Below are 22,116 nucleotides of genomic sequence, written 5' to 3' on the forward strand. Positions count from 1 at the left end.
AACTCCGAGTGGAGCAGCTAATGCCCAAATTTTCGTTCATGGCAAGGAACTTTCGTGAAGGCGTACCGGGGGTACGTCAAGCGGAAGTGACGAAGTAAGGGACGAAAAGGCGGTGAAAGATGCCCTCAAGCGGGTTTGCAAACACGGCCTAGGATAGGCTGCCTGAATAGCCACTCATGCTGCGTTTCCCGCCGCACCGAAGAGCGATGAAATGTCGAAGATGGCCCTCAAAATCGACTTTGCCGATTTTGAGGCTTCCATAACACCATCCGGCCTGCGGCAGGGACCGGTGTTATTTCAGGGTAGCGGAATCCCCTTACCGCTATCCCCCACTTTTTTGGAGCGCAGGGCGGATAACGGAAACCGGCTTCCTTTATCCACAGCCCAGTCCCGGTTGAAGCGAACCGCCAACGCTTGGTATACACAGAATTAAGGGGGTTAATCACATTGTTATCCCCAATATCCACAACTCGGCCCCACAATTGTGGATAAGTTATCCTTTGCTTTATGTGCATAACACCCTCCTTATCTGCATGGTTTTCATGGGGTTACACACAGTATTCACAGGATATGTGGATAACTTTATCCACATATCCCTGTGTATGGATTCAATCCGCTCCATGGCTATCCACGGACAAGAGCAGCCCCAAGCGTATCGGGGCTGCTCTTGTTTGGGTTATGCCTTGACCGACCATTCCTCCAGAGAGAGGACGGCTTCGGCCTTCAACGTCATGGGCGCGAATTCCCCGCGCTCCCATTTCAGGTGCGCGGCTGCGGCGATCATGGCCGCATTGTCCGTGCACAGCTCCAGGGGAGGCACAATCAGCGGCAGCCGGGCCCGCCGGCACCGTTCCGCGAGGCTCCCCCGGAGCCCTTTGTTGGCCGCCACGCCGCCGGCCAGCAAAAGCTGCTTCGCGCCGAACTGCCGGGCGGCGCGCATGGCCTTCTCCGTCACCACGTCGATGACGGAGTCCTGGAACCCCCTTGCCACGTGGTCCGCGGCAAGGTCAAGCCCTTTCATCCGCGCCGTATTCAGCGCGGCCAGCACCGCCGATTTCAGCCCGCTGAAGCTGAAATCGTAGGAATCCGGCTCCAGCCAGGCCCGGGGCAGCTGCACCGCCCCTTCCGCCTCTGCGGCGAGCCGGTCCAGATGGGGGCCGCCGGGATACGGCAGCCCCAGGGCTCGGGCCACCTTGTCGTAGGCTTCGCCGACAGCGTCGTCCCGGGTCCGGCCGATGATCCGGAAGCGGCCCGGCCCGTCCAGCGCCACCAGCTCCGTATGGCCGCCGGACACCACCAGCGCCAGACAGGGGTACTCCAGCTCCTGAACGAAGCGGTTGGCATAGATATGCCCGGCAATATGATGCACGCCGATGAGCGGCACCCCCAGGGAAAAGGCCAGAGCCTTGCCCGCCACCAGTCCCACCAGCAGGGAACCCACCAGACCGGGGCCCTGGGTCACGGCCACGGCATCCACATCTGTCAGCGCAATCCCGGCCTTGTCCACAGCCTCTTCAATAATCCAGGTAATGCTCTCCACATGCTGCCGTGACGCCACCTCCGGCACAACCCCGCCGAATTTCTTGTGGGTTTCGATCTGGGAGGAGATGACGTTGGAGCGGATGGTCCGCCCGTCCTCCACCACCGCCACCGAGGTTTCGTCGCAGCTGGTCTCGATGGCCAGGATCAGCGACGGGGCGCCCGGGTGCACAGCCTGAAGATTTGTTTTGTCCATCATGATGTTCTCCACCGTTCCTCCGGAATATCCGCCCACATAATCAGCGCGTCTTCATTATTGTCCGTATAATAGCCCTTGCGCACGCCGACGGAACGGAATCCCAGCTTCTCATACAAATTCTGGGCTATCCGGTTGGTGACCCGCACCTCCAGAGTCATCCGTTTGGCTCCCCGCGTATTGGCCTTGCGGCGGAGCTCGGTGAGCAGGCGTTCGCCCAGCTTTTTGCCGCGGTACATGGACCGGATGGCGATATTGGTCACATGGGCCTCATCCATAATCACCCACATGCCCGCATAGCCGGCGATGGCGCCCTCCACCTCCATGACCAGATAATGGGCAAAATGATTGTTGGACAGCTCGTTCTGAAACGCCCCCGCCGTCCAGGGCGTAGGAAAGGCTTCTTTTTCAATCTCCACGATAGTGGCGATATCCTCAACCCTCATCGGCCGGAAAACCGGAGACAACAACGGTCCCGGCCCCGGGCCATCTGCGATAGGAAGCTCCATGCCGCTCCCTCCTGACTGTAAAATTTCATTTGGCTTGCTTTTCGGCCAGCCGGACCTCGGCTTCAGCCAGCTGGGCATAATTGGGCAGCAGGGTATGAGGATCATCGTCCTGACCCGTGCGCAGCCCCAGCTCACCGAGATAACCCGCATATTCCGCATGGATGTCGCATGCGAAAACTTCCGTCCGCACACGGCCGCCTGATGCCGCTTCCGCTTCCCGGGCAAACCGTTCCGTCACCGCGCCGAATTCCTGGGGCTCTCCCACAAACAGCACCGCCTCCGGCGGCTCCCGCTCCTGCCCGAGCAGCGCAAGCAACCGGTCCGCCCAAGCTTCCATCAAACGGATGCCGTCCTCTTCACGGCACTGCCAGCCCGGCGAAGCAACCGGCCACATGGAGGACAAATTACCCTCCACCGTATTTTGGAGCTGCTCCATCCCTATCTCGCGCAGCTCGAAAAGCGCCGTGAAGGCCTGCCCTCTCCGGGCGTTCAGCATGGGCACCACCCAGACGCAGCCGCATCTTCCACCACCCTGCTTCCGCCAATCGGCCAGGGCTCCTGCGGCCAGCGTCTCCAGACTGGAGACCCCTGCCACAGGCAGCTTCAAAGTCCACGCCATCGTTTTGGCAACAGTGATTCCTATACGTACCCCGGTATATGAACCAGGTCCTTTACCAACGGCAATTCCTTGCAGGGAGCGCAGGGAAAGTCCCGCTTCATTTAAAGCCTCCTCAATGGCAGGGATCAAATAGACGGAGTGATTGCGCTCTACCAGCGAATTTACCTCCGCCAACAGCTTCCCCTTGTTGACCAGGGCTACGGACATGGCAGCCGTTGCGCTGTCAATGGCCAAAAGCAGCCCCCCGGACGCTTCTTGGGAGGGGACTTCACCGGAGGCCATTTGACGATCTCCTTTTATTTCCACATCATGCTCAGGATTCCTGTCGTTCATCATGAATAATTCCCTGCTCCTTTAGATCCGAACACCATTTTTCGTAAACGGCCCCTGCCGGATCAAGCCGGAACCGCCGCTCCGTCCAGCCGGTGTTCTCGATGTATACGGACAGATGCTCCTCCGGAATCAGGTCCCGGATGATGGACGCCCACTCCACCAGGGTCACGCCGTCTCCATAGAAATAATCGTCCAGTCCCATATCCTCCGCCTCCTCCTGGGAGATGCGGTACACATCCATATGGTAAAAGGGCATGGTGCGCCCCTCATATTCCTTGATAATGGTAAAGGTGGGACTGTTGACGGTTTCCTGCACCTCCAAGGCCTGGCCCACCGCTTTGGAAAAGGTGGTTTTGCCGGCGCCCAGATCCCCGTCCAGCCCGATCACCGACCCCGGAATAAACAGCCGGGCCAGCTCCTTGGCCAACCGGTAGGTGTCCTGTTCCCCCCGGGAGTCGAACCAATAGGTAGTGGAATGCGCATCCATAGCGGCTTCCTCCTTAAGCATCGGCTGATTGATTTTCGGTAAAATGATTGTATCCCCGCTTCCGCACCGGTATGACGCTTCCATCACGCCGTTTGAGGAGCACACCGGGAGCTGTGGGCGGTTGGTGTGCCGCTTCCTTCCCGTCCACTGTCTCCAGACACCGGGTCTGCGTCCGGTTTCTCTCTGCGGCCGCTGCTGCGTCGGCAGAGCCCAACTTGCAATCCGCTGGCTCTCCACCCGCCAGCACCCGGCCCACCAGATGAAGCGGCAGCCCCTCTCTATGAAAAAGAGCAAGCAGCGCCTCCGCATCCTCTCCCCGCACGGTGCCCGTCAGGCGGTAGTCCTCCCCGCCGTACAGCATCAGCTCCAGCGGGTCCAGCCCGGCCTCGCGGGCATAACCGGCAAGCGCCGGGTCCTCTGGCAGCAGGGCCTCATCCAGCTCGATGACACAGCCGGAGGCCTCCGCCAACTCCCAGGCCTCGCTGGCCAAACCATCGCTGACATCATTCAGCGACCGGCCCAACCCGCTGCGCACCAAAAGCCGCCCCGCCTCCACCTGAGGCTCGGGAAACTGGTGCGCCCGCGCCAGCTGCTGCCGCTCCTCCGGCAGCTCCCCTGCATCATAGGCGCTCCGGCCCGCGGCCAGGAGCAGATGCAGGCCCGCGGCGGAGAGGCCCAGGGGACCGGTGACGAACACCGCGTCCCCTGGGCTTGCGCCGCTGCGAAGCAGGGCCCGGCCCGTCTCCACCTCGCCGATGGCGGTGACGGTGACGGTCATGTCCCTGGGGCAGGAGGTGGTGTCGCCCCCGACCACGGCTACGCCATAACGGCCGGCGCAGGCATAGAGGCCGTCGTACAGCTCCCGCAGCGTCTCCGTCTCCATGGCCGCCGGAACGGACAGCGCCACCACGGCAAAACGGGGAATAGCCCCCATCGCCGCCAAGTCGCTTATATTGGATGCCATGGCCTTGTAGCCGATGGCTTCATACGTCATTGTCTCGGGCTTGAAATGAATATCCCGGACCATCGTATCACAGGTGACCACCCATTGAAAACCGCTCCGCCCGGCCAGCACGGCGGCATCGTCGCCGATACCGACAATCACGCCGTCCTCGTCGGACCCGGCCTGATCCGGATCTGCGCGGTCCACAGACTGTGTGCGGGCGCCGCGGTCTCCCGTAAGCAGCCGGATTAACCCGAATTCGTCCACTCGGGGCATACATGGATTCCTCCATTCCTCATTCTACCTATTATAGCACAGCCTCTCCAGATTAAAACCCGAAGACCGCCTGATTGAAGCAGCCGCTGGAGGTGCAGCAAACCATATATGGTAGATGCGGCCTGACTGACCAGACCAGAGTAAACAAAAGAAGCGGTGGCGGCCGCTGGAGCAACTGTGACAGTTGAAGCCGCCGCCCGCGCCGGGATATCTGGCCTTGCACCAATCGCCTCTGCCGCGCCGGGACCTAACCTTGCAGCAATTGCCTCTGCCCGCCGAGGAATGTAAGCGCCCTAAAATGTATGCTATCAGGCCCAAGCAGCCCTTTATCCGGCAATTAGCATACATGAAATGTATGCTATCGGCCGAGAAAGCGCGAAAACGGGGCCTGATCTAGTGAATAGCGTACAATTTATGCACGCTATTTCCATAAAAAGCGGCTGTCGGCGGAGATAGCGTACATTTTCTGTTCGCTATCATCAACCACTTGCGGTTGCCGGCCCGCCCCGGCAGTTGAATCATCCGCGAAGGAAATAGCGGAACCCGGTTTTCCGCTATTTCCTGGCGGCGGAGGCGGGAAGCCTCATTAGCGGAATGGAACTTTCCGCTATCCGCCCTTTTGTCCCGCTTATCCCCCCGGGTTTGCCGCAATAGCGGAAAAAGAATGTCCTTATTCCGCCGATTCGGGCTCCGCGGCCCTAATAGCGGAAAAAACATGGCCCTATTTCCCTCAGCCAGCGGCCCGCTGCCAGCCTCCCCCACACCTATGTTACTCACACCCGCCACCGCCCGCTCCATTCTCTCCCTTTCCCTACACTCCCACCGTTCGCTTCCCTTCCAACCTCCCACACCCATGTTACTCACACCCGCCACCGCCCGCTCCATTCTCTTCCTTTCCCTACACTCCCACCGTTCGCTTACCTTCCAACCTCCCACACCTATGTTACTCCACCCCACTGCCTCCCCTCATTTCTGCCTTTATCCACCACCAGCCTTCTCTCTCTTCCGTCCTTTTACTCACCGCCAGCCCCATTCCAGCCATCTGCTCGCCCCACCTGCCCGCCACCATCCCTCCCTCTCCTCCGCCCTTTATCTCTCACCACTCCCGTCCCCGCCTTTCCTCTCTTCCATCCTTTATCCACCGCCGTTCAACTCTCCCGCCAACCATTGCCCTCCCCCCCACACGCGAAAAAGTACAAATTTGACCCCAACAGGTTGGAATCCGTCCTTATCCCGCGGTCCGGCAGCCCGTACAATAGCCCTATACCGGCTTACGAGCCTCCATCCCATATCCCGAGGTGACGACAAAAATGAAAAACCGGACCGCCGAGGCCGTTCCCCTGTCCAGGCCCAACCGCAAGCCCCGCCGCAACATTCTCCAGCTGCGGGAAGACATCGCCGGCTACATCTTCATCAGCCCGATGATCGTTGGACTCCTGGTGTTTACCCTGTTTCCCATCCTAGCCTCCTTTTTCTTAAGCTTCACCAACTGGAACTTCGTCTCCGGCTTCTCCAAGACCAAGTTTGTCGGGCTGGACAATTTTATCCGGCTGTTCAAGGACGATATCTTCCTGAAATCCCTGGAGAACAATACCATCCTGATGCTGGTGGTGCCCGTCACCCTGGCTCTATCCTTGGTGCTGGCGGTGCTCATCGACCAGAAAATCTTCTTCAAGGACCTGTTCAAGGTAGTTTATTTCGTCCCGTACATCTCCAGTATCGTGGCCGTCGCCATCGTCTTCCAGGTGCTGCTTCATCCCTCCTACGGCCCCATCAATCAGGTGCTCATGTCCCTGGGCATGGAGGACCCGCCCAAGTGGCTGGGGGATACGGATTACGCCCTCTACTGCGTCATGGGCCTGATGATCTGGGTGAACATCGGCTACAACATGATCATTTTCATGGCGGGCCTTCAATCCATTCCGAAGGATCTCTATGAAGCCGCGGAAATCGACGGCGCCAGCAAGCTCCGCCAGTTTTTCCGGATTACCCTGCCGCTGCTGTCGCCGACTACCTTTTTCCTGCTGGTGACGGGGATTATCGGGTCCTTCAAGGTCTTCGACGTGATTGCCGTGCTCACCAACGGCGGCCCGGCCAATTCCACCACAGTGGTGGTCTACCGGCTCTATGAAACAGCCTTCGTCAACCTGCAGTCCGGCTATGCCTCATCCATGGCGATTATTCTCCTCTTCTGCGTGCTTCTGGTGACCCTGATCCAATGGTACGGACAGAAGAAATGGGTGAATTACTGATGCGATTTGCAAGGAAAGGAGCCGAAGCCCCCGTGCGCTATAATTCCGAATTGGCCAAAAAAATTCTGCTGACCCTTATCATGACTGTAATGGGCATCCTGTTTATGACCCCCTTCTTCTGGATGATCTCCACCTCCATGAAGCCCGAGGCGGATGTGTTCAAGTATCCCATCGAATGGATTCCGAAAAACTGGAACGCCATTGAAAACTACAAAGAAGTCTGGACAACCACCAAATTTCCGCTGTACTATTGGAACTCCATTAAGGTTACGCTGTTGACCACCTTCTTCTCCGTGCTGTTCGCCGCCATGTCCGCCTACGCCTTCGCCAAAGTGAAGTTCCGCGGCAGGGATGCGGTGTTTATCCTGGTGCTGGCCATCTACATGGTGCCCCAGCAAGCCATCCTGGTGCCGCAGTTCCTCCTGTTCCGCTGGATGGGATTGTTCGACACCCACCTGGGCCTGGTGATGCTGGGCGCCTTCAGCGTCTTGGGCACCTTCATGCTGCGCCAGTTCTATATGGGCATTCACGATGAATTTATGGAATCGGCCAAAATCGACGGCGCCGGGCATATCCGGATTTTCCTGTCCATATGCACACCGCTGGTCCGTCCGGCCATTGCCACCTACGCCATTCTGCGCTTTATCTGGACCTGGAACGATTACCAAGGACCGCTGATTTTCCTGAAAACCAAGACCCTGTTCACCATCCAACTGGGTATCCGCTCCTTTGCCACCCTGAACGGCGAGCTGTACTCCCTCATTATGGCCGGGGCCGTATCCGCCATCCTGCCGCTGCTCATCATTTTCATCATCGGGCAAAAGCAAGTTATTGAAGGCATCGCCCTGGGCGGGGTGAAGGGCTGAGGAGGTTATAAATTGAGCGTATCCGGTTAATAAATTGACTCATCACTGGCAGTACGGTTTGGTACCATCGGGTTGCAAGGCTTTCAGAAGCCTTCAAGGAGCTCCAAGAGTTTTCAAGCAAGGCGATTGCCATTATCCATTATTGGAGGGGTCAAACATGAGAAACACGCCTTTTGCAAAAAGAAGCCTGCTGGTTCTGACCGGTACGCTTGCGGCAACAGCTGCCCTGGCCGGGTGCGGCGGCGGAGATACGGACAAACCTGCGGCAGGAGGCTCTGCCGCTCCGGGAGCCTCGGCTGCGCCGGTCACCATCAAGGTCCAGGCCTGGTACACCGAGCCCCAGGGCAACTGGAACGCCACCGTGGCCGCCTTCAACAAAACCCACCCCAACATCAAAGTGGTCTATGAGGGCCTGTCCGAAAAGGGCGACTCCCAGGAGGGCATGAAGAAGCTGGACCTGCTGGCCGCATCAGGAGATCAAATGGACGTCATTATGTATTCCTCCGCGCCGGACTATGCCCAACGGGTTGGCGCAGGCATGCTGGAGCCGCTGGATGAGTACATGAAGAAGGACGGCTTCGATCCCAAGGCGGAATTCAAGATTGATACCAGCGTCAACGGCAAATATTATGCCCTGCCCGGCAAGATGATTGAATGGCTGGTGCTGCTGAACAAGGACATGCTGGATAAGGCCAAGCTGCCGGTGCCCACAGACTGGACCTGGAACGACTATGCCGAATATGCCAAAAAACTGACCAGCGGCGAAGGCGCCAGCAAGGTGTACGGCTCCTACTTCCACACCTGGAAGGAATACGCCCAGCTTGCGTTGGGCAATGATCCGGAGGTGCCCTTCTTCGTCAAGGCGGACGGCACTCCCAATGTGGATAACCCCAAGTTCCGCTATTCCCTGGAGCTGCGCAACAAGATGGAGAATGTGGATAAGTCCTCGGTGCCTTACTATGACGTCGTCTCCCAGAAGATGGGCTACCGGGACGTGTTCTACGCCGGCAAAACCGCCATGCTGCTGACCGGCAACTGGATGGTGGGCGAGCTTGCGCTGAATGGCAAATTCGACACCGTGTTTGCCCCGTATCCCAAATTCGATGCCAAGGACACCAACGGCTATACCACCATTGGTGCGGACTTTGTAGGCGTAGCGGCTTCCTCCAAGAACAAGCAGGCGGCGTATGAGTTTGTAAAGTGGTACACCACCGAAGGAATCATCGAGCAAGGCACCTTCTTCTCCGGCTGGAAAAAAGCCGACCTGAACAAAAACATGGAAGCCATCCTGAAGAGCGGCAAGCCGGAGCTGACCAAGTTTATCGACAAGAACTCCCTCTTGCCCACGCTTAAGGTGAACAAAGCCACCAAATTGATCGTTCCGCCTACCTTCTCCCTCCAGCAGGAAAAAGAGATGTTAAGCCAAGTGGAGCTGTACCTGACCGGAAAGCAAGATTTGGAGAAAACCATCCAAACCACCACGAAGAAATTGAACGACATCAAGGCCAGCAGCAAATAATTTATCCGGATGTAACTACTCTGTCCCTTGTTTGGGGGCGGAGTAGTTACTGAAGTTTTTCGCGTCTTTTGAGGAAGGAGCAATGCCTATGAAGTTCATTCTGCCAAGTAAAACCACAATGGAATGGCGCAGCGTTATCCGCAAAGCTGTTGCGGTTGCAGCGGCGGCGGCTTGCCTGACGCTTGGGGGCTGGCGGGCAGGAACAGCGGGAATAGGGCCATTGACAGCTGCCGCTGTCCCGGAAGGAGCGCTTCTGACCATTGACGGCTATCCGGTGCCGAAGGAAGAGTTTCAGCTTTTCCTGCAAGAGGAGCGTGCCCTGACAGCGGCTTATTTCAGCAAAACTTATGGAGCGGAAGCGGACGCCGAGTTCTGGAAGCGTGAATTTGCCGGCCAAACCCCTAACGATTACGGAAAAAAGAAAGCGCTTAACAAGCTTTTGACGGTGAAAATGCAGGCCATTCTCCTCCACGAACGGGGGCTGGCGGGCGACATCAGCTATGGGAAGCTGGCCGCCGAGCGGGAAAAGGTCAATGCCAGGCGGGCCGAACAGCTCCGCGCGGATGAGATATTCTATGGTTTGACTGAATTTGACGAGCCTACTTATTATGCGTATATTGCTGCCCAACGGCTGGGCGATTTGGTTCAGTCCCAATATGAACTCACCGCCCCTGCCGACCAGCAGTTGAAAGAGCTGTATGAGAAGGCTCCGGAGCGTTATGCCGCCCCTCCCGTCTACACTTGCCGAATATCCTACTACGATGGCGGAGAAGAGACAGTGGTACTCACTGCCGGCTCCATCAGCAAGGAGGACAGCTACGGCCAATTGATCTATCAGAAGCTGGGTTCCATCTCTCCTGGCGAAACGCTGCCGCAAGTCAACTACCTGGGCCGCGAGGCCGCAGCAACCCTCTTGTCTGTCGAACAGCCGGAGGTTGGCTTCGGGCAGGCTCGGGAATCGCTGCGCCGGGAATGGGCCCAGCAGGAATTGTGGGCCTTGTTGCAGCAGAGAATCGCCGCAGCAGCCATAAAGCTGGATCAGAGGCAGTACGATGCCATCGGGTTCGATTAGGCGTCTGTCCGCGCCTGTAAATGAGCAAAGCATCAAAAGGAGGGAATCTCTTACATATGAAACGAACAAAGACAGGCAAGAAAATGTTGTCCATGCTGCTGTCTGCCGCGCTGCTGCTGCCCTCGCTGGCAGCTCCGGATTTGGCAAGGGCTGACGATGCCGCAGGCGGCAGGGATCTGAAGGAAATGATGTCCGGCAACAACAAGGTTTCGCTGAACTTCCATACAGAATCCGGCGGCTGGAATCCGCAAAGCGCCGGGGAACGGCTGTGGCTGGATATTGCCGACAACAGCGTAGTGGTGGATCAGTTCGGCTATGAGATTGTTTCCGACAACAAGGATTTTTACGAGATCGATTCCTATGGCTATCTTCGGCTAAAGGATGGCGCAGCCCCCGCGGGCAATGCCATTGTGGTGCAGGCTGCGGTGGAATATTACGACGGCGCAGATGTGGTGTTTGCCGACAATGTTGTCGATACCGCAAAGCTATTTGACGATAGCGGCAGCGGCCAGTATTACAACATCCGTGATGCTTCGGCGGTGACGGCGGGAACTGCCCGGCAGCCCGGTCAAGTGGCGCGCACCGGCAAATACGGCATTACCACCAATCCCGCCACCAGGAATAATGCCCCTTATAAAAGCATCGGCGGCCAGACCGACGTCACATTGACCGGATGGTATTATGATCCGTACCCCTCCGATGAGACGCTGCAGCTTGGCAGCGGCTATGATAACGAAGCGCAGCTCGGGTTGCATATTAATCAGAGCAACGATGCCAGCGGCAGCCCGGCTATCGCAGGCGGACCGGCCTCCTACCTGCTGGGCCTTGCCAATATCAGCGGCGGCAGCAGCAGCAAATACAGTGCGCGCCTGTTCCGCAATGGCTCAGCAGCGGGCAGCACGCCTATTGACCAGCAATATGCCAAAACTGCGGCGGATCGCACCGAAGGCTGGCATCGTCTGACCTGGGTGTTCAGCAATGAGAAGCTGACGATGAAGATTGACGATGAGACGGTAGGGGAAGTGACCAGCGCCGCGGATGCAAAAGCCTTGCAGGCCATCGGCTTGACGGTCAACAAGGGCAGCTCCGCCAAGAACAAAGCCTATGTGCAGGACAAGCATTTTGTCGATGATATTTCGGTCATCAGAAACAGCGCCCAGAAGAAGCACGCTGTCATCACGATGACTATTCCGGTGAAGGAGCAGCCGCTTGCAAGCGCCACGATCTATCCCGAACATGCTGTTGTGGCCGCAGGCGAACCCGCGGTGTTCACGGTGTCGGCTTCAACCTATTCTGCCGATCCGAACCTGATCTACCAATGGTACCGGAATGACCTTAACAGCAACCAGGGCGGCGTAATGCTGACAGACGGCCCGGATATTAGCGGGGCGTCCACGGCGGCGCTGATGCTTGGGAATGCCGCTGGACTGGACGGGAAATATTTTTACTGCGTATTGACCAATAGCAGCGGGGGGCGAGTTGCCTCTAATGTGGCCAAGCTTACCGCCTCCGCCGAACAACGGCCCGGAACGCCCTATAACCCGGTGCTGCGGAATGACGGAACGGTTCAGTTCGGTCTGGATACCCGCGCCAGCTATGAGTTCTCCTTCGCCATCTACAAGGAAGGCGCAGGAACGGATGCGCCCATTGCCACAGTGAAGCGGGTGATCGCTACCGACAGCAGCAATGTATTCCAGGGGGCGAGCTTGCTTGATGCCCTGCGCGCAGCCGGCGAAGGAACCTATTGCTACACTGTCCAGGCCCGGGATACGGCCACCGGACTTACAGGCGGAGTCAGCGGCAAATCCAATGGTCTGACCCTGGCCAAGCTGCCTGCGCCGGCGAGCCTGACTTGGCAGGGAGCTACTCTGAAGTGGGCGCCTGTATCCGGAGCCAGAGCCTATGAGGTGCAGCTCTACAAGGATGGCAGCGCATCCGGCAGCGCCGCCACTGTGAACGCTCCTGCTGCCGAGCGGCTGATGACGTTATCCGGCAAGGGTGCGTATACCGCCACGGTCAAAGCGTTGGCCAATCCCGATACCCTTTATTTTGACTCTCCGGCCTCGGCGCCAAGCGCTGCCATGGCCCAAAATTTGCGGCTGACCTTTGACCAGGCCGGTTTGTCCAAGGGCAGCAAGGAACGGATCTATCTGGAGGGGCCGGATGATTACGGCATTGACGGATTCCGCTTTGCCAGCAGCCATCCCGCCGTTTCCGTGGATCAGTACGGCTATCTTACTGTAGCGGAAAATCTGGAGGTTCCGGCTTCCGGACTGGATGTCACCATCTCCGCCGAGGTGGAGTATTATGACGACACCGTTTGGACCAACAATATGGAGAGCTTTGGCAAATTTGCCTACAATGAATTAAGCACCACCCATGCTACGAATAACGGAGCCCGTCTGCGCCTGATGAGCAAATCCGAGCTGCCTGGCGGCGAGGCTGCGCGCACCGGCCGCCTGGGTACTACGCCTTATGCGGTAGACGGCTATGGCTCGAATATCTCTTTGGCGGAGGCGACAACAGGCTCTCTGATCTTCTGGTATTATGATCCGTACACAGCCGCGGAACAAGCGGATGCCGACAAAAAGATTGGCAAATTCGGCGTGGCCATCAATGTTTCCGGCTCCAATAATCCGGCGGCGACCAACTTTGCAGGCGTCGCGTATAACGATGGCACGGCGGCCAATACTCACTATGCCTACCGTACCTCGGGAACGAACTGGTTCAACGTTCCTGCAGCCCGGTCCGCAGGCTGGCACAAGTTTGAATTCCGCGTGACTGCGGCAGGCATGGAATTGTATGTGGATGGGGTGAAAGCCCGGGATCTGGACCCCGGCATCACGCAGATTAAGGGCTTGCAGCTTTGCAACAACTGGGGAACCCAGGGCGGCAACGGCAGCTATATCAATGGCAAGCATTTTATAGATGACATCTATGTGATCCGGGAGAGCGCACAGAAGAAAACCGAAACGGTGCAGACTGCGATTCGTATTCTGCCGAAGCAATATACGATTGATCCGGCAGCCCCGGAATTTGATCTCCAGGACCCGCAGGATTTGCCGCTCACAGTGTCGCCCGATCTGACAGAGCTGACTTCTGTCAGTCTCGACGGTGTGACTCTGACGGACGGGCTTGACTACCAGGTTGCAGGAAATACGCTGGTGATCCGTCAGTCGGCATTGGCGGGCAAGAGTATTGGCCAGCATCAATTGGTATTGATGGTGGAAGGCAGCCGGGCAGTTCCTTTTTCCATCAGCGTGATCGAGACGCTCTCCCGCGCCTACTATGTGGATTCCGCCAAGGGCAACGACGATAATGACGGTTCTTCACCCGATACGGCGTGGAAAACCCTTGCCAAGCTGAACGCTATCGGCTCGTTCCAATATGGCGACCGGATCTACTTGCAGGAATCGGGGATTTGGAACGAACAACTGGTGCTTCAGGGACAGGGACGCCCCGGCAAGCCCATTATCCTGACCAAGTATGCAGTGGTGGACGGCGAAGTGAAGATTGGCGCTGCCACCGGAAATACCGGCAAACGCCCTGTCATTAACGGCATGGGGACTGAGGGGAAGAAACCGTCCTACATTGTTCAAGACAATGCCAGCGGTGCGATCAAGCTTAACGGCACGGTGGAGCTTTGGGACTCCAGCTTCTGGGAGATTAGCTGGCTGGAGGTCACAAATATGGGGCCGACCCCCGGCAATGGCCGCAGCGGCATCATGGTTATCAGCGATTATACGCCCAACGCCAACAGCGAGCGCACGGTGACCAATTGGCTGGCCAGCAAAAAAGAGCATATCTACATCACCGACTGCTATGTCCATGATGTGAACGGCAAACACCAGGCCCACGACGGCACCAAGCACGCCGGCGGAATTGTCGGCTACGGGTATCTGTCCGATTTCCGGGTAGAGCGCAATCGTGTCTCCCGCGTAGATAACGAAGGCATCCGCAACACGGTGTTCCACCCCGGCGGAACCAACAGCGCCGCAGGCTATCCTGCCGATGCCGACACAAGAATGTTCTTCAAAAATAATTTTATTGATAAGGTTGCCGGCGATGCAATGGTGATGGCAGGGGTCAATTACGGCGAAATGTCCTATAATGTCGCCACTACCCTTGGCCGCAGCTATGTAACCGGAACGGATCAGAAGCCGCTGTCCGAGGGAGCGGAGCCTGTCCTGCTGGGCACCCAGAACTATGCCGCCATGTGGGTTATGGGCAGCAAGAACTCGGTGGCGCAGTACAATGAGGTGTTCGACACCCAATATAATTGCCCCGACGGCGAGGCCTGGGACATCGACTTGTACAGTGAAAATTATGTCTACCAGTACAACTACTCGCACCGCAATGCGGGCGGAGCGGTACTTTTTATGGGCGGGTCCAAGAATAATATCTTCCGCTATAACTTAAGCATTGAGGACGGAGGGTATGCCAACCGTCCGCATCTGGTATACTATGCAGCATCTGGCAGCAAGGACGCCAATGCTTACCCGTTAATTTACAATAACGTATTTGCATTATCCGACGGCATCAAATCGCTGTTCGACGGAAATACAACGCACAGCAGCTATTTGCACTTCCAGAACAATATCGTCTATGCCAACAATGAGAACAAGCCCAACCTGTTCTTCCGCACAGGCGAAGTGATCGACGGCGGTTCCTTTACCAATAATCTTTTCTGGCCCGCCAATTTGTATGGAGCCAACATCACCGGTTATCTGGGCGATGGCATGACGGTAAAAGACAACCGGGTTGCCGATCCCGGGCTGTTGGGCGGAGGGCGGGAGGATATTCCGGTGCTCTCGGCCGAGTGGCAATCCAGTTGGCAGGCAGGGAAATATTTGACCAGTGACAACTGGTTTGATGCAAAGGTGAACGGGTTGTTGGGCGGCTACAAGCTTCACGCAGATTCTCCGGCCATTGACGCCGGTGTCAAGGTCGCCTACTGGCCCGATATTCCTGAAGAGAAACGGTTCCCGATCAGCCGCGATTTCTTCGGAAATTCCGTTGACGAGAATGATCCGGACTGGACGCCCGACATTGGTATCCATGAGTTCTCCAATGAAAGAAAAGATGACGGCATGGCTGCGGTCAGCTTCGACTCCAATGGCGGAGGCGAGGATATAGTCATCCTCCGCACGGCGAAGGGTATGAAGCTGGATACATGGCCGAACGTACCGGTTCATGCGGGAGGTCTGCACTTCCAGGGCTGGAATACTGCGGCCGATGGAACCGGAACCAGCTTTACTGCGGACACTGTAGTGACAGGCGACATCACTCTTTACGCCCAGTGGAGCAGCGGCGGTGGCGACACTGGTGGTGGCGATACTGGCGGTGGCGATACTGGCGGCGGCGATACCGGCGGCGGCGATACTGGTGGCGGCGATACTGGCGGTGGCGATACTGGCGGTGGCGATACTGGTGGTGACACCGGCAACTCTGGCGGCAACTCTGGCAACTCTGGCAACTCTGGCAACTCTGGCAACTCTGGCAACACCGGAGGCAGCGCTTCTGTTTTGCCTGCTCTCACCATTAGCGGCGCTGGCAGCACTGCTGTCAAGGAGAACGCGGATGGCAGCAGAACCTATACGTTTAAGCCGAATGCGGGAGAAAAGCTTCTTTTTGTCCGTGTGAACGGGATCACAACGCCTGTTTCCGAAAGCTATACCGTAAAGAAAGGGACGGCCCCTTCTATCGTGGCCATCTTCAGCAAGGCGGATGCGAAGGCTGCCGAAGGTTTTGACGATGTAGCCGCTCTGCCCGCCTATGCCCGCAGCGCCATTGACTATGTAACATCGGCGCAGCTGTTCAATGGTACAGGAGAACGGGAATTCGCTCCCAATGCCGAGATGACCCGAGGGATGTTTGTCACCGTGATGGCCCGGCTTTACGGAGCCAAAACGGAGAACTATAGCGATAAGGCATCCGGCTTTGTTGATGTTTCCAGCCACAGCTGGTATGCGCCCTCTGTTGTGTGGGGGCTTGAGGCGGCAATAATCGATGGCGCGGAAAACGGGAGATTCGCTCCCGATCAGAATCTGACGCGTCAGGAACTCATCACGTTTATTCACCGATTTGCGCTCAGAATGGGCTCCGACGTAAGCGCTGCCGGGGATCTGGCCTTGTTTGATGATGCGGATCAGGTAAGCTCCTGGGCGCGGGAGGCTATGACCTGGGCAGTAGGATTGGGACTTATCAATGGCCGGAGCAACAATGATCTGGCCCCGGCCGACGCCATTACACGGGTGGAGGCCAGCATCATTCTGGAACGGATGGCCGCCTTGCTGGTTCATGCCGCAGACAAATGATATTATTCGGGCCTGCCTCGGCGAATGCCGGGAGGCCGGTGTATAATGGGAGAGGAGAGGCGGATAGCCCCTCTTCTTTTCCCTTTTTGCCCAATCCATCACGAGGGAAGGCGTTCCCATGCTGCGTTGGTTCCAAAAGCTGTCGCTCCGCAACAAGCTGGTGCTCACCATTCTCATTTGCCTGGTGCTGCCCTCCCTCATCTCCATGCAGGTCTCCACCTTTCTGACCCGGGATGTGGTGCGCACCCAGGTGACGGACAATTCCCGGGAATCGGTGCGGATTGTCAACCAGGTGGTGGCAGGCCAGATCAAAAACCTGGTCTATGTGATGAACTTTGTCCAATTTGACAGCGACATGCAAATTTCCATCCGGGAACTGGGCAGGAGCGATCTGACCCTGAGCACCGGAGACCTGCTGGCCCACAAGCAGAAGATCAGCCTGCGGCTGGATACGGTGATGAATTCCTTCGGCAATATGTATGCCACCGTGCTGCTGCCCAACGGGGAATATGTGGCCAGCTATACCACCTTCGGCTTTCATCCTTCGTATTTTACCAAGCGGAACTGGTTTGAGGGGTTGTCGGGAGTTTCCGCTTATGGCGTCCGCTGGGTGGGGGCGGAGCCCAATTATTTGGTGAATCCGGCAAGACCGTACCTGCTTACCGCCGCCAAACCTTTGCGCTCCGCGGATGTGGTGTACGGCTATGTGATTGTCAGTGTGGAAATGGACGTGATCCAGCGGTTGTTTGCCCAATCCAAAACCAATGAAACCATGCTTCTGGTAAACCGCAACGGCCAGGTGCTGGTGGACCGGGATTCCTCCACTATCGGTACCCCCTTTCCCTATTACGACAAGCTGCCCCAGGACGGCGGGGTATCCTTCCTGAAGGTGACGGGAGAGGAGTACATTATGCTGGCGGAGCAGGTCACTCCGGAATGGCGGCTGGTAAGCATGAGTCCCTACAAGCAGGCGGCCAGCCAGATTGAGTCCTTCCGCCGGACGGATTTTATGATTCAGCTGGCGTTTCTGGTGCTGTTTGCGGTGATTCTCCTGTCGGTGGTGGGAACCCTTACCAGACCCATCGGGCGGCTGGTGCAGACGGTGGTCCGCATCCAGAACGGACGGTTGGGAGAACGCTCCAATATTTCCGGGCCGGATGAGGTGGGGCGGCTGGGGTATGTGTTTGACCGGATGCTGGACCGGATTGAAGCAACTCTCGAGGAAAACCGGCGGGAGCAGGAGCTGAAGCGCAAGGCGGAGCTGGCCATGCTGCAGGCCCAGATCAATCCGCATTTTCTGTTCAATGTGCTGAATTCCATCCGGCTGAAAATTATGATGAAGGGCGACGAGGAAAATGCGGAGCTGATCAGCTCCCTGTCCTCCCTCTTGCGGATGACCATTAACCGGAACAATGAATTTATTCCGCTGCATGAGGAGCTGGACATCATCCAGCACTATGTGAAGCTGGTTAATTCCCGCCACGGAGGGACAGTCCGGCTGGAGGTTTCCGCCGCGTCGGATACGCTGCTGTGCCAGGTGCCCCGGTTTATTCTGCAGCCGCTTACAGAGAATGCCTACCAGCACGGCTTGAAGCGAAAGGAAGGCCTCATCGCCATTACCAGCCGGTTGACGGACGAAGGCGCCCGCCTTCTGATTGCCGTGGAGGACAATGGGGCAGGCATGGACCCGGAGCGGCTGGAGCAGCTAAGGCGGCATGTGTTTGCCAATGAGCGGTCACCGTTGACAGAGAAGCGCACCTCCGCTCTGTCCGGCATCGGGCTGCGCAATGTATATGAGCGGCTGCAGCTGGTTTATTCGGCGGAGCAGGTGGACTTTTCCATCGATTCCGGGGAAAATAAGGGCACCGTAATTCGGATGATTATTCCGCTTCGGGAGGAGGAAACCCATTATGTACAGCGTGATGCTGGTGGATGATGATCTGCCTGTGCTGGAGTTTTTGGCGGGAGCGGTGGATTGGACGGGATTGGGCTTCCGTCTGGCCGGAACCTACCAGAACCCGCTGGAGGCATTGGCGGCGGCGGGAGAGACTCGGCCCGATGTGCTGATCACTGACATCGGAATGCCGGAGATGGATGGCATTGAGCTGATTAAGGTGATCTCCGCCGCCGGGGAGCCCGGTCTTAAAACCGTGATCCTCTCCTGCCATGACGAGTTCGGCTACGCCCAGATGGCGGTGAAGCTGGGCGTCAGCGAATATGTGCTGAAGGAGACCATGACCGCCAAATCCATCACAGAGCTGTTGGCTCGGCTCAAAAAAGAGCTGGACGGCGAAGGCGAAGCCCGGCACAAAAGCCGGGAGCTGGAGCTGTCCGTGCGGCGGAACCGCAGCGATCTGAAGCGGATTTTCCTGCGGAAAACTCTGTCGGAGCCCCTGCTGGACCCGGCGGAATGGAACCGGCAGGCGTCGGAGTACGGGGTGGAATTTGGCCGGAGCACGGCTTATGTGCCGGTGCTGGGTTTCCCCTGCCGGATGCGGGAGGCCCTGCAGCGCTTCCAGACCCGGGAGCTCCTGGTCTACACGGCGGAGAATATTGCCGGGGAGCTGCTGGGACCGGGGGACGCCGCGGTGTTTTCGCTGGAAAGCGGCGAGCTGGTGCTGCTGTTCCCCCATTATTCGCAGCTGCATATTAATAACCGGCAGAAAATGGAGGACATGCTGCGCAAGCTCCAGCAATGCCTGCTGCAGTATGGGAAGACCCCCTTCACCTTTGTGACGGGAACGCCGGTGGCGGACGGGAAAGGACTGCGGGAGACGGTGAACCGGGAAATCGCCGCGGCCCAGGGCCGGTTCTACTGGCCGGAGGCATCGGTTCTGCGGCTGGAGCATCTGCAGGCCAGCTTCGGCTCCGGAGACCTGCTCTTGGCGGAGTATGTGACCGCCTTGGAGGAGTTCCGCCGCGCGGTGCTGGAGGAGCAGACCGAGCAGGTGGAGGCCTTCATCGCCAAATGGCTGGCGTTTATCCAGTATCACCGGTTCAATCCGGTGGAGGTGAAGGAATGGCTGCTCAAGATCATTCTGGACATCCGGATGAGGCTGAAATCCCTCCAGCATTACCAGTCCAGCTATGCCTCCGAGGTGCTGCACCATGATGTGATGGAGCTGACCAGTCTGGGCGAGCTGGAGGCTTGGCTGCGTTCGTATATGCTCCAGGCGGTGGAATGGGCGGAGCAGGTGTACCAGGAATCCAAGAACCGGGAGATTATGGAATGCCAGCGCTTCGTGTCCGTCCACTGGAATGAGCGGATTACTCTGGAGGACGCAGCCCGCCATCTGCACCTGCATCCCAATTACCTGAGCCGCCTGTTCAAGCGGGAAACCGGGGAGAACTTCGTGGAGTTCGCCACCCGGGTAAAAATGGACAAGGCCCGGGAGCTGCTCAAGCTCACCGACAAAACCGTGGAGGACATCTCCTTCCTCCTGGGTTATGACAACAAGCAGTATTTCACCAAGCTGTTCAAGGCCCACACAGGCCAGCTCCCCAGCGCCTTCCGGCTGCAGAAGGACAGCTAAGCGGGAAGGCGCCGGGGTAGATGGCCTGACCAGGTGATTGAAGGGTGGGAAGTTGGGTAGATAGTTAGCGGAAAGTTGATTGATTGGCAAATTGGTGGGCGGCTGGGCGACTAGGCGATTGGATGGTTGGACGGTTGGATGGCTGGACGGTTAGGCGGTTAGGTGGCCTAAAATGCAAAAATACATCTATTTTTGATGTTTTCCTCCATTCAGGCGGTCTATCCTGCAAAAGTGCATCTATTTCCGGAAAAAACCTAAAAAAATTGCTCATTCGCCCTAATTAGATGTATTTTTGCATTTTGCCATTCGCCAACCGATCCCAGCAAGAAAATAAATGCACTTTTGCATTTTAGGGGCTGTCCCCCATGCTTACAAGGGCGCTGCCCTCCCACTGTCTACCCTTCTGCTGCCTTTGCCCCCTTCATCCCTCCCATACTTACTTCTATAGCGCCTTTCGGCTGCAGAAGGTCAAGTGAGACAGGGGGCGGCTTCCCCGGCTGTCATCCTTTTCCCCGGCGCATGGCCAATCCCCTTGAAGCAAAGACTATGACCGTGCATGGTGCGGGACTCCCGCGGCAAAATGCGGCCTGCCTGGCCGCCTTTGCTTGCGCCCGGCCTTGCCAGATACCCCACAGCCAGTCTTTACGCCACAGGAGGGATTTCCATGCATACCGTCTGGAAAGGGGCCATCAGCTTTGGCCTGGTCCATGTTCCGGTGAAGATGTTCTCGGCTACCGAGGACAAAGATATTTCCATGCGCATGATCCACAAGCCCTGCTCCACGCCTCTGTCGTATGTGCGGAAATGCCAGACCTGCCAGGTGGAGGTGCCCTGGGAGGAAATCGTCAAGGGCTACGAACATGAGCCGGGGCGCTTCGTCATCTTTGACAAGGAAGAGCTGGAGCAGCTGAGCGGAGAAAAGAGCAAGGAAATCAAAATCATGGATTTTGTCCAGCTGGACGAAATTGACCCGGTTTACTTCCAAAAAACCTATTACCTGGCCCCCGCGGACACGGGCTCCAATGCCTACAATCTGCTGCTCCGCTCCCTGACGGAAACAGGCAAAATCGGCATCGCCAAGGTATCCATCCGCTCCAAAAGCAGTCTGGCCGCCATTCGGGTAATCGACCGCTGCCTGGCCCTGGAGACCATCTTTTATCCCGACGAAATCCGGCCTATCACCCAAGTGCCCAATCTCCCCGAGCAGGCCAGCGTCAACGATAAAGAGCTGACCATGGCCAAAATGCTGATTGAACAGCTCTCCACTCCCTTCGAGCCGGAGAAGTATACCGACGAATACCGCAGCGCCGTCTATGAGGCCATCTCCCGCAAGGTAGCCGGCGAGGAGATTCAAGTGGCTCCCGAGCAGCAGCGGACCAATGTCATCGACCTGATGTCGGCGCTGGAGGCAAGTCTGGAGGCGGCCAAAAGCGGAGCAAAAGCCCAGGGAGCAGCCAAAACGGCGGGGCCCGGAACTGCCGAAGCCAGGAAAAACGCCCCTGGTCCCGCCGCAGGTTCGTCGGCTTCCCCTACCGCTGGTTCCGGTTCGCCTGAGGATGCAGCAGGCGGGATGACAGGCACAGAGGATATCAAGCCCAAACGCGGACGTCCCCGCAAAACCGCGAAGGATGCCGCGTCCAAGGAGACGGTCTAGC

13 protein-coding genes are annotated in these 22,116 nt (G+C 57.6%); 8 read left to right on the forward strand and 5 right to left on the reverse strand.

What is annotated here, in order from left to right; all coding sequences use genetic code 11:
• Positions 1-676 precede the first annotated feature (676 nt).
• The 5 genes from tsaD to thiL are packed head-to-tail and all read right to left on the reverse strand — an operon-like array spanning position 677 to position 4,902.
• Positions 677-1,738 (reverse strand): tRNA (adenosine(37)-N6)-threonylcarbamoyltransferase complex transferase subunit TsaD, encoded by a 1,062-nt coding sequence (gene tsaD / locus DQG13_RS27785; RefSeq protein ID WP_113023456.1) that lies wholly within the window; start codon positions 1,736-1,738, stop codon positions 677-679.
• Positions 1,735-2,244 (reverse strand): ribosomal protein S18-alanine N-acetyltransferase, encoded by a 510-nt coding sequence (rimI, locus tag DQG13_RS27790; RefSeq protein ID WP_113023457.1) that lies wholly within the window; start codon positions 2,242-2,244, stop codon positions 1,735-1,737. The genes tsaD and rimI overlap by 4 nt, the downstream gene beginning before the upstream one ends.
• A 25-nt stretch (positions 2,245-2,269) precedes the next feature.
• A complete protein-coding gene (gene tsaB / locus DQG13_RS27795) occupies positions 2,270-3,199 on the reverse strand; it encodes a tRNA (adenosine(37)-N6)-threonylcarbamoyltransferase complex dimerization subunit type 1 TsaB (protein ID WP_258525900.1) in 930 nt (309 codons plus the stop codon).
• Entirely contained in the window at positions 3,177-3,683 is a 507-nt protein-coding gene (gene tsaE / locus DQG13_RS27800) for a tRNA (adenosine(37)-N6)-threonylcarbamoyltransferase complex ATPase subunit type 1 TsaE (protein ID WP_113023459.1), read from the reverse strand. Before tsaE ends, tsaB begins: the two co-directional genes overlap by 23 nt.
• 13 nt (positions 3,684-3,696) lie before the next feature.
• Positions 3,697-4,902 (reverse strand): thiamine-phosphate kinase, encoded by a 1,206-nt coding sequence (gene thiL / locus DQG13_RS27805; RefSeq protein WP_113023460.1) that lies wholly within the window; start codon positions 4,900-4,902, stop codon positions 3,697-3,699.
• A gap of 1,310 nt (positions 4,903-6,212) precedes the next feature.
• Here thiL and DQG13_RS27820 point away from each other — a divergent pair.
• From DQG13_RS27820 to ku, 8 genes are all read left to right on the forward strand, one after another.
• The gene (locus DQG13_RS27820) at positions 6,213-7,154 is read left to right on the forward strand and encodes a carbohydrate ABC transporter permease (RefSeq protein ID WP_113023463.1); all 942 of its coding nucleotides are present in this window, start codon (positions 6,213-6,215) and stop codon (positions 7,152-7,154) included.
• A complete protein-coding gene (locus DQG13_RS27825) occupies positions 7,154-8,020 on the forward strand; it encodes a carbohydrate ABC transporter permease (protein ID WP_258525901.1) in 867 nt (288 codons plus the stop codon). Before DQG13_RS27820 ends, DQG13_RS27825 begins: the two co-directional genes overlap by 1 nt.
• A gap of 157 nt (positions 8,021-8,177) precedes the next feature.
• Positions 8,178-9,539, forward strand: coding sequence for an ABC transporter substrate-binding protein (locus tag DQG13_RS27830; RefSeq protein WP_113023465.1), 1,362 nt, complete (start codon positions 8,178-8,180; stop codon positions 9,537-9,539).
• Positions 9,540-9,627: 88 nt separating this feature from the next.
• On the forward strand, positions 9,628-10,611 hold the full coding sequence (locus tag DQG13_RS27835) for a hypothetical protein (protein WP_113023466.1): 984 nt from the start codon (positions 9,628-9,630) through the stop codon (positions 10,609-10,611).
• A 56-nt stretch (positions 10,612-10,667) separates the two neighbouring features.
• Positions 10,668-16,928 (forward strand): S-layer homology domain-containing protein, encoded by a 6,261-nt coding sequence (locus DQG13_RS27840; RefSeq protein WP_181593037.1) that lies wholly within the window; start codon positions 10,668-10,670, stop codon positions 16,926-16,928.
• A gap of 118 nt (positions 16,929-17,046) precedes the next feature.
• A complete protein-coding gene (locus DQG13_RS27845) occupies positions 17,047-18,864 on the forward strand; it encodes a cache domain-containing sensor histidine kinase (RefSeq protein WP_113023468.1) in 1,818 nt (605 codons plus the stop codon).
• Entirely contained in the window at positions 18,839-20,461 is a 1,623-nt protein-coding gene (locus DQG13_RS27850) for a helix-turn-helix domain-containing protein (protein ID WP_113023469.1), read from the forward strand. The genes DQG13_RS27845 and DQG13_RS27850 overlap by 26 nt, the downstream gene beginning before the upstream one ends.
• Positions 20,462-21,125: 664 nt before the next feature.
• A complete protein-coding gene (ku, locus tag DQG13_RS27860; RefSeq protein WP_113023471.1) occupies positions 21,126-22,115 on the forward strand; it encodes a non-homologous end joining protein Ku in 990 nt (329 codons plus the stop codon).
• Position 22,116 lies beyond the last annotated feature (1 nt).

This window comes from Paenibacillus sp. YN15, from assembly GCF_003285005.1.
Classification (GTDB): domain Bacteria; phylum Bacillota; class Bacilli; order Paenibacillales; family NBRC-103111; genus Paenibacillus_AR.

Bases quoted from the DNA above. Each gene is read 5' to 3' on its own strand.
- tsaD (WP_113023456.1), bottom strand. From the start codon at position 1,738: ATGATGGACAAAACAAATCTTCAGGCTGTGCACCCGGGCGCCCCGTCG.
- rimI (WP_113023457.1), bottom strand. From the start codon at position 2,244: ATGGAGCTTCCTATCGCAGATGGCCCGGGGCCGGGACCGTTGTTGTCT.
- tsaB (WP_258525900.1), bottom strand. From the start codon at position 3,199: ATGATGAACGACAGGAATCCTGAGCATGATGTGGAAATAAAAGGAGAT.
- tsaE (WP_113023459.1), bottom strand. From the start codon at position 3,683: ATGGATGCGCATTCCACTACCTATTGGTTCGACTCCCGGGGGGAACAG.
- thiL (WP_113023460.1), bottom strand. From the start codon at position 4,902: ATGCCCCGAGTGGACGAATTCGGGTTAATCCGGCTGCTTACGGGAGAC.
- DQG13_RS27820 (WP_113023463.1), top strand. From the start codon at position 6,213: ATGAAAAACCGGACCGCCGAGGCCGTTCCCCTGTCCAGGCCCAACCGC.
- DQG13_RS27825 (WP_258525901.1), top strand. From the start codon at position 7,154: ATGCGATTTGCAAGGAAAGGAGCCGAAGCCCCCGTGCGCTATAATTCC.
- DQG13_RS27830 (WP_113023465.1), top strand. From the start codon at position 8,178: ATGAGAAACACGCCTTTTGCAAAAAGAAGCCTGCTGGTTCTGACCGGT.
- DQG13_RS27835 (WP_113023466.1), top strand. From the start codon at position 9,628: ATGAAGTTCATTCTGCCAAGTAAAACCACAATGGAATGGCGCAGCGTT.
- DQG13_RS27840 (WP_181593037.1), top strand. From the start codon at position 10,668: ATGAAACGAACAAAGACAGGCAAGAAAATGTTGTCCATGCTGCTGTCT.
- DQG13_RS27845 (WP_113023468.1), top strand. From the start codon at position 17,047: ATGCTGCGTTGGTTCCAAAAGCTGTCGCTCCGCAACAAGCTGGTGCTC.
- DQG13_RS27850 (WP_113023469.1), top strand. From the start codon at position 18,839: ATGTACAGCGTGATGCTGGTGGATGATGATCTGCCTGTGCTGGAGTTT.
- ku (WP_113023471.1), top strand. From the start codon at position 21,126: ATGCATACCGTCTGGAAAGGGGCCATCAGCTTTGGCCTGGTCCATGTT.